This is a genomic window from Caldicellulosiruptor bescii DSM 6725, assembly GCF_000022325.1.
GTDB lineage: Bacteria > Bacillota > Thermoanaerobacteria > Caldicellulosiruptorales > Caldicellulosiruptoraceae > Caldicellulosiruptor > Caldicellulosiruptor bescii.
The window spans coordinates 2,032,850-2,044,198 of record NC_012034.1; the positions used below are offsets into that span (position 1 = coordinate 2,032,850).

Genomic DNA, 11,349 nt, shown 5'->3' on the forward strand with positions numbered 1-11,349 from the left:
TTTAAATCTCCCCTGTTATCACAGATGTAAATACTTCCCTATCAAAAAACGAAAGCTGCTGAGGTTTTTGCAAAGAATTTTTATCTGTAAGTTTTTGCCTTATTTTCTCAGGTGGCAAATCAATTAAAAACCTTTCAAATGCCTTGCCGTTGCAAGTTATAAAATATTTTGCTCTTTTTAGAACAACACCCATCTTTTTTAAATCCTCAAAATCCAAAGAATGAAATACCCTGTTTTTAATTATTCTCTTTGCACTTTTTATTCCAATGCCAGGCACTCTTATCAGCTGTTCATAACTTGCTTTATTTATCTCAATTGGGAATTTATCAAGGTTTCTCAGCGCCCACATCACTTTTGGGTCAACCTCAAGGTCAAGGTTCTCATCCTTGCTTTTAAAAAGCTCATCAGCAGAAAAGTTGTAAACTCTAATCAGCCAGTCTGCCTGATAAAGTCTGTGTTCACGCAAAAGCGGTGGACTGTCCACTTTCAATATCCTTGGATCGTGATTTACAGGCGTGTATGCAGAATAGTATACCCTTTTGAGCTTAAACTTTTTGTAAAGGTGCTGGCTTAAGTTGATTATTTTATAATCACTGTCATCTGTTGCACCAATTATCATCTGAGTGCTTTGACCAGCCGATACAAAATTTTTCTCTTCTTCAGCTACTTTTGTTATAAACTCCATAGGCTTTAATATACTCTCTTTTGTTTTATTGGGACACAAAAGCCTTAAGCTCTTTTCAGATGGAAGTTCAATATTGACACTCATTCTGTCAACCAAAAATCCAGTTTTTTTTATTAAATCAAGTGATGCATAGGGAATAGCTTTAACGTGTATATATCCATTGAACTGATATTTATATCTCAAAAGCCAAACTGTTCGAAAAAGCATCTCCATTGTCCAGTCAGGAGAATTTTTGATGGCAGAGCTCAGAAAAAGACCCTCTATATAGTTTCTCTTATAAAAGTTTATGGTCAGCTCAGCAATTTCCTGGGGTGTAAATGTTGCTCTTTTTATATCATTGCTCCTTCTGTTAATACAGTAAGCACAGTCAAAAATACATTCATTTGTAAATAGAACTTTCAAAAGGGAGATACAACGCCCATCATCTGTCCAGCTGTGGCAAATACCTGCAGAAAATGTTGAGCCAATTCCAAAATGTTTTTCCCTTTTGCTTCCGCTTGACGCGCACGAAACATCATACTTTGCAGCAGCACCAAGAACCTCAAGTTTTTCAAGTATATCCATATAAATCACTTCTTTTTTAAAAAACTATGTGTAGTTGATTTATACCTATATAATAACCGAATATATATTCTATTTCAAGAAAAAAATAAGAGACCCCCCTCCCTCAGCTATAAAGAGAAAAGGACCTCTTACTATTCTTTGTGGCCTCAATATTGGAATACTTTTGCAACATCCATACACCTGACATCTCTACTGTAAGTTATCAAGGGAGACATCTGCAGTTTTTAATCTTTTAATCTTCTCAGTATCATAACCTCCTTCGGGGCAAGAGTAGCTTTTCCGCCCAAAATCTTCTGTGTTATAAGCTCATAATACTCATCTTTAAGCTCAATATTTACATCATAACCATTGAAATTCAAAAGAAACACATATTCATTCCCATTCTTTTCTCTTTTTGTTACTTCAACACCTTCCGGCACAAGTAATATTGGTTGTACACCAGCCTTTTCAGCGTAGAACTTAACAAGACCTTCTATAAACCTTTGTTCTGGTCTTGTTCCAATATAAATCGCCTTTCCATTTCCATAATTATTTTCAACAACAGCTGGCATTCCGCGGTAATAATCCTGCTCATAGTAAGCAAGCGCCCTTGCACCCTCAAGGTGAATAACGTCACAGATAAAATCACATTCGTATTTGCCATCAAGCATGCCAATAGGTTTTTCAAGTATAATTGCATTTTTCATATCAGGGAAAAGCGCATCAATCTCCTCAACCCAGATACCACAGAGTTTCCTAAACCAACCCGGATAGCCGCCAAGAATTACTCTGTCATTTTCATCAACAAGTCCTGATAAATATGTTGTAATAAATATTCCACCGTTTTTTACATAATTTTCTATATTCTTTGCAGTCTCTTTATCAAGAAGATACAAAAGTGGTGCAACAACAAGTTTGTACCTTGTTAAATCTTCTTTCGGGTCAACAACATCCACATTTGTTTTTAGCTTATACAGCGCTTTATAGTAAGCATCTATATGTTCAAGGTAAGATATATCATTTCTAAATCCCATACTCTCTTCAAGCGCCCACCAGTTTTCCCAGTCAAATAATAGTGCAACCTCGCTCTTAGTTGTTGACTCCAAAATCTCATCTAAGCGCAAAAGTTCATCGCCAATCTTTTTAAGCTCTTTGCTCACCCTCGTCTCAAGGTGTCCAACATGCGGAACCATCGCAGAGTGAAACTTTTCGCACGAAGCAACTGACTGTCTCCACTGGAAATACAGCACAGAGTCAGCTCCATGTGCAATTGCATGATAGCTCAAAAGCCTTATCATACCAGGTCTTTTTGCAGAGTTGTACCAATGCCAATTTGTCTGGCTCGGTGTTTGTTCCATCAAAATCCACGATTGGTCTCTTTTGAGCCCTCTCATGAGGTCATGCTTGAAAGCAATAGAACTTGGAGAATCTTTTATCGATGGGTAATTGTCCCATGATACAATATCCATATGTTTTGCCCATTTGTGATAGTCAAGAGGCTTAAATGGGCCCATCAGGTTTGTTGTAACAGGGATATCTGGCATGTATTTTTTGATAATCTCAACTTCCATTTTATAAAGATTCAGAAGGCTGTCTGACATAAACCTCTTGTAATCAAGCGAAGGTCCCTGGAATGAGCTTTTCTGCCTTCCAGGCATATATTCAAACTCTTCGTTCAGATATGAGGGAACTTCTATCTCATCCCAATCATAAAATGTATGTCCCCAGAAAGCTGTGTTCCATCTTTTGTTGAGCTCATCCAATGTTTTATATCTTTCTTTTAGCCACTCTCTAAAGGCTTTTGCACAGTTTTCACAGTAGCAGTAAGGACCATATTCGTTACTGATATGCCACATTATAACTGCAGGATGGTCTTTATACCTTTTTACCATCTCCTCAACAATTCTTCTTGCTGCATTTTTGAAGTTTGGACTGTTTGGGCAGTAATTCTGCCTTGCTCCATGTTTTCTCTTTCTTCCATGAATATCAACAGGAAGCACATCAGGATACTTTTTAGAAAGCCATGCTGGCTGAGAAGCCGTAGGTGTTGCCAAGATAACATGAATACCATTTGAATAGAGCTTATCAATTATTTTGTCAAGCCATTCAAATGTAAATTCATCTTCATTTGGCTGAAGCTGTGCCCATGAAAATATTGGCATAGAAACTGCATTTACATTATAGTATTTCATATATTCAATGTCCTTTTCCCACACATCCTCTGTCCACTGGTCTGGATTGTAGTCTCCACCATGCAAAAATTTTTTCAGCTTTATTTTGCCCATTATAAAAGCCTGGTCAACCAAACTGTGCAAAATTGCACAGTATTGGCGGCTGGGGTATTTGTAGTCCGCCTTTCAGGCTTTCCCAGCCCCAGCAGGCGGTATTTGGGAAAGCCATAGCCCCTGCCCCAAGAAGCAGGAACTTACGCCCTTACAGGTCTTCCCCACTTGCCCTGAAATCAAAAGCGATTTCAAGACAGACATATCACGCAGGACTCTGTCAGGGGAGAGTGGCGTTACCACCGCTACCCTAAGAACTTGCCAGGGATTGTGTTTTTTGCCACGACTACCCGCGCTTGTTCCATCCAGAGGCACGGATAGCCTCCCTGGCTCACTCCCAGAGCTTTGTAAAAACTTTATCGCTCTATCTATCGCTTTGAGTTGTTTTTTCCTCAGATGTTTGTTCTTGACTACCTTCCTTACATACTCTTTTAGCTCTTCCAGGTTGTTTACATCAAGCCTACTAAGAAGCAGCATATAATTGTGCGGTATCCTTTCTCTCAAACCAAGTCCTCTTCGCGCTATTACATACGCTGCCGCAATATCCTTGCTCACCATATACTGCGGTGCATACTTCAACATCCCTATCACAGAAGTATACGCCGGGTCTACTTCTATAACCTCTACTCCTTCCCGTTTTGCCAGAAGTTTTACCTTCTCCAAAAGTAATCTGCTTCCAAAATAGTGCCTTATCCGTCTTGATTTTCTACCTGAAAAGTCGCCTCTTCTGCCCCTGTCCTGTATGCTAAGGTTCTCAATCACTATCGCTTTTTGCTTCTCTTTCGCCATTTGTACTATCATGTGTGCATACTGCCACCTGTAATACTCTCTCTTGCTTGAGCTTCCACTCTCAAGCTTCTCAAGTGGTATTCTGCCATATCCCAGAAACTGTCCGTACTCATCTGTTTCTGCCCATGCAACATTCTTTGGATATGCGTTAGTGTCTATCCCTATAACTCCATTTGCTCTCGTTATCGCAGGCTTGGGGAAAACTTCTTCAACGGTGAAGTAGGCATATACTACACCGTTTTTGAGTTTCAGTTCTACAGAATAAGGTCCACTAAAGCTGCTTATTGCTTGTAGCAGTAGGTTCCTATCCATGTATGTCTTACCTTTCATCTTCCATCCAGCTTGTATCGTCGCATATACGTACTCTCTTTTTCCTACGTTAATCCTGAGTTTTGTGAAGTTCCCGTCTATCTCAATCCTTGTATTGAGATTCCCCTTTTTGCTCCTGTCTCCTCTTGAGTACAGATTCCCCTTCCTTTTCTCCTGCCACTCTCGTTGAAGTTTCCTATATACCTTGCCGTTTATGTGCCGCCTCTTTAGTTTTTCAAAAAGTTGCCTGCCACCAAAAATGACCTTTTCAGGATTTTCTCCTCTTTCTTTGCATGAGTTTAAAACACTGTTTGCTTTCATTATTGCATCATCAACGTATCGGGAATTAAGATTAAAAATTCCTTGCAGTTCTCTTTTGAGTTCATTCCTTTTATGCCCTTCCAGTAACCTCTTGTATGCATACCTCATACAAGAGGACCATCTTCTCATAAGATCTAATACTGCCTTTTTGTCTTCCTCTCTATCGAACACTAACTTCGCCTGAACTGTTACCATGTCTTTTAGCACCTCTTTGTCCATAAATCCTCGCTGCAAAAGATGTTACTATCGCTATTAAGTCCTCTGCCAGTTCTCTGTTTATATCTTCTTCATTTTCTCTGCCATTTAACACTACCAGTTCTACCCCAAAGCTCTCCATGAAAAACTTAAGATATTTAAATCCAATTTTGTAACTTCTCCTCTTTTGATTCTGTTCAAAAGTTTTAATAGTCCTCTCCTGTTTTCATCTACTTTGCTGGCTATTTCAGATATAACTTCATACTGCCAACCTTGAGACTTGGCGTATTCCTCAAGTCTTCTAATTTGGTTTTTAGTGGAGACTCTTGCATACAAAACAACGGTTGGTTTTGGTTTTTCCTTTATCATGCCAAGTAGTTTTTCTATGTCTTCTTTTTTATACCTTCTCCTTCCCTTCGGTGTCCTGAGAGGTGTTATTAACCCTTCCTTCTCCCAGTTTATTAGTGTTCTTCGGCAGATAGAATATATCTCTTTAACTTTTTGCACACTTAGCAACATTCAATATCACCTGGTCAAAATTATACCTTTTTTGCATTGTTATTTTCAACTGTTGTGACCTCCTCTCATTTGAAGATTTTATAAATTCCTTGACATAAACTCCAAAGCATCTTTTTGCATATTTAAATTAAATTCATGCCCATTTGGATAAAATTTGTATTCAAATTGGTTACCACAATCAAAATTCATAAAGTAACTTTTTATTCTTTCTACAGAAGACTGCATTGCATCTTTTGGAAAGAGACTATCATACTCACACTGCATAATAAAGAGTTTTCTTGGAGCAATCAAAGCTGCAACATCAGGCAGGTCAAGAACCCTTGTAAAACCAGGAATATGAACCATAAAAGTATGTCTCGCAGTTTTGCCAAGCATTCTTCTAAACTCTGACATGAATGCAATGATGATGCTACATTTTATTTCATTTCTGAGGCTACTTAAAAAAAGTGTCCTAAAACCCCCTAAGGAAAATCCCATGAGACCAATTCTGTTTTTGTCTACATCCTCTCTTTGCAAGAGATAGTTAAACCATGCCAAGTCTTCGTTTAACAAAATACTTGGCCAGTTTGTACCATATAGATTGATATTCTTAAACATCATAGGTTCAAGCTGTGAGGATATTTTATTGAAAATCCGGATGTACTCATAAGAACCTTTTTCATAATTCAAAAGATTATCTATTAAGTTGTCATCTGTTAAAAGACTAATTAACTCAGCAGGAAGCCTTCTTTTTCCAAAATAAAATGCATCGGGAGAAAATACAGCAAATCCGTTTTTTACAAACTCTAACGCCCACGGCAATGATGAATAAAATTTTTTCTGGTATTCATTGACAAAAGTCTGGGTATTGTCTTGCCTGTATATTCTTTCTTTACCATAATAATAAAATCCACCATGGTCATGCAAAATAACCACCACAGGATAAGGTGGATTCAAATTCATTGGTTTTAAAAATACAGCTTCTGAGTGAATACCATTTAAATTTCCAGCTATAATCTCTTCTTTAAATTCACCATGGTCACTCTCAAATTTTTTAGCTTCCTTGAATATTAGGCTTAAATTCAGGTAAAGAAGTGACGACAATTTATCTACAATTTCTCTTTGCTCATCAAAAGTTTTCTGATTTGAAACTTCTTCTCCCCACTTGGTGTTTTCAGACAAGCTGGTATGCTTTCCAAAGTATTTCTCAAAAATTTCTAACATTTATTATCCCCTCAAGAATATCATTTTTTTATGCGTTGTTAATTAACGTTGAACTTGTTCTTATTATACTACAACTTTTCTTTGGATTGAATGATTTTGATGTTTTGCAAATTAAGATTAATATCAATATTTTAAGATATTTAAAAAGGTTGCAAATTCATTGATTTGATTTTATAATTTAAATTGTGTTATAAAATATATGCGCCCGTAGCTCAGAGGATAGAGCGTAGGACTTCGAATCCTGTGGTCGGGGGTTCGACTCCCCCCGGGCGTGCCAAGTGGGATGTATCAAGGATTGAAAGGTGGTAGTAAAAGTTGGAAATCGGGATTAAAAAGCACCAAGTCCTTTGGTGAATGTATACCACAGGATTTGCACATTGCCACAGGACTACCAAACGGCAAGCCATAGCCACCAATCGCAATAAAAATGCGAGAGGTGGTTTTATTATGTCCAAAAGAAGCGTTATTAAAATGGATTGGCGGGAAGCCTTACAGCAATTCCTGTTTTACAAGCGTGCTGAAGGGAGAAGTGAATTAACGCTTAGAGATTATGAATACCATGTAACACACTTTTTTTGAACTTACTCCTATGAGCAAGACTTTTTAGCTATAAGAAGTAATATACTATGATAAACCAATAAAGCTTTAAAAAAATTTTTGTGCCATTGATTTTTGCTATACTATTGTAAAACATTTTGTTCCTTCTTTGAGTTTGTCTTTAGCTTTTTGTTTTTCTTTTTTGATCATCTTATATTATTCTCTTATTCTTCACATTGCAAGGATGTATTTTCTATTTTAAGTTCTATGAAAATTTTATACTATGTTTTATATTCTTTGCACACATACTAAAGAAATATTTTTCCTCTCTATTAAATTCTTTTACCACATTTTATATTGACAAAAAAGTGTCAATCTTGTATTATATATGAGTGTAGTTGCATATAATCATAGAATGAGGAGAGGTAATTATGAACTTAGCTGAAATTTTAAAAATTCTTGGTGATGAGTGCAGACTTCGAATAATCAATCTACTTTTGGAACAGAGGCTTTGTGTGTGCGACATAGAAAAAATATTGGGCACAACACAGTCTAATACTTCAAGGCATCTAAACAAACTGAAAGTGGCTGGTGTTTTATCGGCTTCAAAAAAATCACAGTGGATATATTACAGTATGAACGAAAGGTTTTTACAAGAAAATGAAAAGTTAATTGAATTTCTAAAGGAAAAGTTTTCTCAGCAAGAGATTTTCGGAAAGGATCTAATTCGGTTAAAAGAGTTGAAAGAAAAAGGCAAAGAGTGTGAGCATGTTTTAACAAAAGTGCAAAGGAGTGATATTTAAAATGAAACCAAGTGTTGCTTTTGTATGTGTTGGCAATTCATGTCGAAGCCAGATGGCAGAAGGTTTTGCTAAACACTATGGAAAAGATTTGATTGAAGTATACAGTGCAGGAACAGATATCGCAAAAGAGGTAAACCCGCTTGCCATTGAGGTCATGAAAGAGGTTGGAATTGATATCTCTTCACATTTCCCAAAGACAATATTCGATATCCCCAAAGAGGTAGACTTTTTAATCACAATGGGATGTGGTGTTGAGTGTCCGTTTATCCCATGCAAGGTCAAAGAAGATTGGGGACTACCTGACCCAGCAGGAAAGCCTATTGAAGAATTTAGAAAAGTAAGAGATGAAATAGAAAAAAAGGTATTGGAGCTGCTTGAACGAATTAAAAAAGAATATTATGGGGAGGGAAAATAAAAATGGAGCAGAAAAAAGGTTTGTCATTTCTGGACAGATTTTTGACAGTTTGGATTTTGCTTGCTATGATTGTAGGTGTTCTGATAGGGTACTTTTTCCCAAACTTTGCAAATGTGTTAAATAGACTTAGCATTGGAACAACGTCAATTCCAATTGCTATTGGGTTAATTTTGATGATGTATCCTCCTCTTGCAAAAGTAAGATATGAAGAGATAGGAAAGACAAAAGCAGGTAAAAAACCTTTTGGAATAGCAATCTTATATAACTGGTTTATAGGACCTATTGTCATGTTTTTGCTTGCCATCTTGCTTTTGAGAGATTATCCACATTATATGATAGGAGTAATATTGGTAGGCTTGGCTCGATGCATTGCAATGGTCCTTGTGTGGAATGACCTTGCAGATGGTGACAGGGATTTTGTTGCAGGGCTTGTTGCTCTCAATGCAATCTGGCAGGTTCTGACCTATTCAGTACTTGCATATGTGTTTATAAAGATACTTCCTCCACTTTTTGGAATAAGCACATCTGCAATTGCTTTGCATATTTCAATGAAAGAAATAGCAATTTCGGTGTTTATTTATCTTGGTATTCCTTTTATAGCTGGAGTATTGACAAGAATTTTTTTGGTCAGAAAAAACGGCAGAGAATGGTACGAAAAGAATTTTGTGCCCAAGATAAGTCCAATAACCTTGGTAGCACTGCTTTTTACAGTCATTGTGATGTTCTCATTAAAAGGAAAGTATATTGTTACACTTCCACTTCATGTATTGAGAATAGCAATACCACTTTCGCTGTATTTTGTTATAATGTTTTTGATAACATTCTTTACATCATATAAAAGAAAATATCCTTATCCTGAGAGTGCAACTGTTGGTCTGACAGCAGCAAGCAATGACTTTGAACTTGCAATTGCAGTTGCTGTTGCAACCTTTGGTTTAGGGTCTGGTGAAGCCTTTGCAACAGTTATTGGTCCTCTGATTGAAGTTCCTGTTATGCTTCTTTTGGTAAATGTTGCTCTATTTTTGAAAAAGAAACTTTATGCTAAATAAAAGAGGAATTATTAAAGTTAGTGACATCCCTACAAACAGTAGGGATGTTTTTATTTTGAAATTCAAAAAATAAGCTGTCCGCTCTTTTTTCGGACAGCTTGTTAATAAAATTTTTATTTATTTTCTTCAACCGCTTTTTTAATGGCATCAATTGCTTGTTGAGTGTCCATATTCCTAATTTCAACACCTATATGTTTTTCTTTTGGAAAACCTATCGCCTCAAAAGCATCACGGTACATTTTCTTTTGCATTGTTGGATCGCAGCCTGCCACATAAAGCTGATCTATCTCGGCACCTTTGAGTAGTTCTCTCAAATACTTATCACCATCATCAGAGCAAAGCTGTGGATGCAATCCTACCCATTCAAATATGCCTTCTCTTCTTAAACTGTTTAACACCTCGAAAATATCCATCTTATGAAATGAAGGACATGTTCCTTGGCAAACACAAAGCAACAAACCTCTTTTCATATCTTTCACCTCTCCTCTCCAAAATACTTTATAGCCTCATTAGGGCAGATTTTTTGACATCCTCTACAAAACTCAACACAATTATCAGGATTTTTTACATTTGGATATCCATCTTGACCTATCTCATAGACATCATGAGGGCAAAAATTTACGCACTGATAACACTGAATACATTTTTCTTTGTCTATGATAGGATACCAATTCTTAGCCAAAATTATCATCTCCCTTCGAAAACTTAAAAATTTCTGAGTTTTTAAATATGCGAATTATAAGTATATTTGAATAATCAAATATATTTGTCAAAAAAAATCACTCAGTTTCTAATCAAAAAACTTTTTCTTAACAGTCTGTATCAAATCCAAACTTTCTCTATCTTTTAGATTGTAAAAAACTCTATTGCCTTCTCTTCTGTCTTCTACTATTTCCATACTTCTCAAAATAGTTAAATGACGGGAAATGTGAGATTGATCAAGGTTTAATATCTCCATCATTTCACATACACATCTCTCTTTTTCTGCTACTAACTCTATTATCTTTATTCGTGTTGGATGAGAAAGTGCCTTAAAATACTCTGCCATTTTTTTGTAACTTTTTTCTAACATACCAAAACCCCTTTCAAACAAATTATATTCGATTATTCGAATAATGTCAAGAGCTGTTTTTTAAAAATGTGTATGCTATAATATAACAAAATATAGCAAATCTTTGATGAAGGTGCAGCATTTAAATGAACAGAAGTGAACTTGCCAAGGAAAAATTCCTAAGTGGATTTACTTGTTCTCAGGCAGTCTTTTCCACTTACAGTACTGAGCTCGGCCTGGACGAAAAAAACGCAGCAAAGATTGCTTGCCCTTTTGGTGGCGGTTTAGGAAGCTTAGGCCATGTATGCGGAGCAGTTACAGGCGCTTTGATGTTGATTGGATTAAAATACGGAAGTTCGGAGCCTCAAGACAAAGAATCAAAAGCAAATGCATACTCAAAGGTTAGGGAATTCGTAAAAAAGTTTGAAGAAAGAAACAAGACTATAATATGCAAAGAATTATTGGATTGTGATATCAGCACACCTGAGGGAAGAAAGTATGCCGAAGAAAATGGTTTATTTAAAAAGGTTTGCCCCAAATTTGTAAAAGATGCAGCTGAGATAATTGAGGAAATGTTATTTAAAAAAGAATAATGGCAGGGTTGGGATTTCTTAGCCCCAACCCCTTTTATATTCTAATTTTAAGCCA

At 36.5% G+C, this 11,349-nt stretch carries 11 protein-coding genes, 1 tRNA gene and 1 pseudogene; 5 read left to right on the plus strand and 8 right to left on the minus strand.

Features of this window, described 5'->3' with window-relative positions; genetic code table 11:
* Position 1: 1 nt before the first annotated feature.
* The 5 genes and pseudogenes from ATHE_RS09660 to ATHE_RS09680 form a co-directional block, all read right to left on the minus strand.
* On the minus strand, positions 2 to 1,249 hold the full coding sequence (locus tag ATHE_RS09660; protein ID WP_015908306.1) for a putative DNA modification/repair radical SAM protein: 1,248 nt from the start codon (positions 1,247 to 1,249) through the stop codon (positions 2 to 4).
* A gap of 224 nt (positions 1,250 to 1,473) precedes the next feature.
* On the minus strand, positions 1,474 to 3,513 hold the full coding sequence (locus ATHE_RS09665) for a beta-galactosidase (RefSeq protein ID WP_015908307.1): 2,040 nt from the start codon (positions 3,511 to 3,513) through the stop codon (positions 1,474 to 1,476).
* 72 nt (positions 3,514 to 3,585) lie between these two features.
* Positions 3,586 to 5,124: an IS200/IS605 family accessory protein TnpB-related protein gene (locus tag ATHE_RS09670; protein WP_015907403.1), complete on the minus strand. Its 1,539-nt coding sequence runs from the start codon at positions 5,122 to 5,124 to the stop codon at positions 3,586 to 3,588.
* Positions 5,090 to 5,643: pseudogene (locus tag ATHE_RS09675) on the minus strand (IS607 family transposase). The gene ATHE_RS09670 and the pseudogene ATHE_RS09675 overlap by 35 nt, the downstream one beginning before the upstream one ends.
* A 78-nt stretch (positions 5,644 to 5,721) precedes the next feature.
* Positions 5,722 to 6,846, minus strand: a complete 1,125-nt coding sequence (locus ATHE_RS09680) for an alpha/beta hydrolase family protein (RefSeq protein WP_015908308.1) — start codon at positions 6,844 to 6,846, stop codon at positions 5,722 to 5,724.
* Between the two features lie 201 nt (positions 6,847 to 7,047).
* On the opposite strand from ATHE_RS09680, the gene ATHE_RS09685 reads away from it, so the two are divergent.
* From ATHE_RS09685 to arsB, 4 genes are all read left to right on the plus strand, one after another.
* Positions 7,048 to 7,123, plus strand: a tRNA-Arg gene (locus ATHE_RS09685).
* Between the two features lie 691 nt (positions 7,124 to 7,814).
* Positions 7,815 to 8,186: an ArsR/SmtB family transcription factor gene (locus ATHE_RS09690; protein ID WP_015908309.1), complete on the plus strand. Its 372-nt coding sequence runs from the start codon at positions 7,815 to 7,817 to the stop codon at positions 8,184 to 8,186.
* Between the two features lies 1 nt (position 8,187).
* The gene (locus tag ATHE_RS09695) at positions 8,188 to 8,601 is read left to right on the plus strand and encodes an arsenate reductase ArsC (protein WP_015908310.1); all 414 of its coding nucleotides are present in this window, start codon (positions 8,188 to 8,190) and stop codon (positions 8,599 to 8,601) included.
* A gap of 2 nt (positions 8,602 to 8,603) precedes the next feature.
* A complete protein-coding gene (gene arsB, locus ATHE_RS09700; protein WP_015908311.1) occupies positions 8,604 to 9,650 on the plus strand; it encodes an ACR3 family arsenite efflux transporter in 1,047 nt (348 codons plus the stop codon).
* Positions 9,651 to 9,763: 113 nt separating this feature from the next.
* Here arsB and ATHE_RS09705 read toward each other — a convergent pair whose 3' ends face one another.
* The 3 genes from ATHE_RS09705 to ATHE_RS09715 all read right to left on the minus strand — a co-directional run bounded on the left by ATHE_RS09705 (position 9,764) and on the right by ATHE_RS09715 (position 10,722).
* Entirely contained in the window at positions 9,764 to 10,120 is a 357-nt protein-coding gene (locus tag ATHE_RS09705) for a hypothetical protein (protein ID WP_015908312.1), read from the minus strand.
* A gap of 5 nt (positions 10,121 to 10,125) precedes the next feature.
* Positions 10,126 to 10,332: a 4Fe-4S dicluster domain-containing protein gene (locus ATHE_RS09710; RefSeq protein WP_013429793.1), complete on the minus strand. Its 207-nt coding sequence runs from the start codon at positions 10,330 to 10,332 to the stop codon at positions 10,126 to 10,128.
* A 108-nt stretch (positions 10,333 to 10,440) separates the two neighbouring features.
* On the minus strand, positions 10,441 to 10,722 hold the full coding sequence (locus ATHE_RS09715; RefSeq protein WP_015908313.1) for an ArsR/SmtB family transcription factor: 282 nt from the start codon (positions 10,720 to 10,722) through the stop codon (positions 10,441 to 10,443).
* Positions 10,723 to 10,847: 125 nt separating this feature from the next.
* Between ATHE_RS09715 and ATHE_RS09720 the strand changes: the two genes are divergently transcribed.
* Positions 10,848 to 11,294 (plus strand): C-GCAxxG-C-C family protein, encoded by a 447-nt coding sequence (locus ATHE_RS09720; protein WP_015908314.1) that lies wholly within the window; start codon positions 10,848 to 10,850, stop codon positions 11,292 to 11,294.
* The last annotated feature ends 55 nt before the right edge of the window (positions 11,295 to 11,349 follow it).

Coding starts and splice junctions, on each gene's coding strand:
- ATHE_RS09660 (WP_015908306.1), bottom strand. CDS start 1,249: ATGGATATACTTGAAAAACTTGAGGTTCTTGGTGCTGCTGCAAAGTAT.
- ATHE_RS09665 (WP_015908307.1), bottom strand. CDS start 3,513: ATGGGCAAAATAAAGCTGAAAAAATTTTTGCATGGTGGAGACTACAAT.
- ATHE_RS09670 (WP_015907403.1), bottom strand. CDS start 5,124: ATGGTAACAGTTCAGGCGAAGTTAGTGTTCGATAGAGAGGAAGACAAA.
- ATHE_RS09680 (WP_015908308.1), bottom strand. CDS start 6,846: ATGTTAGAAATTTTTGAGAAATACTTTGGAAAGCATACCAGCTTGTCT.
- ATHE_RS09690 (WP_015908309.1), top strand. CDS start 7,815: ATGAACTTAGCTGAAATTTTAAAAATTCTTGGTGATGAGTGCAGACTT.
- ATHE_RS09695 (WP_015908310.1), top strand. CDS start 8,188: ATGAAACCAAGTGTTGCTTTTGTATGTGTTGGCAATTCATGTCGAAGC.
- arsB (WP_015908311.1), top strand. CDS start 8,604: ATGGAGCAGAAAAAAGGTTTGTCATTTCTGGACAGATTTTTGACAGTT.
- ATHE_RS09705 (WP_015908312.1), bottom strand. CDS start 10,120: ATGAAAAGAGGTTTGTTGCTTTGTGTTTGCCAAGGAACATGTCCTTCA.
- ATHE_RS09715 (WP_015908313.1), bottom strand. CDS start 10,722: ATGTTAGAAAAAAGTTACAAAAAAATGGCAGAGTATTTTAAGGCACTT.
- ATHE_RS09720 (WP_015908314.1), top strand. CDS start 10,848: ATGAACAGAAGTGAACTTGCCAAGGAAAAATTCCTAAGTGGATTTACT.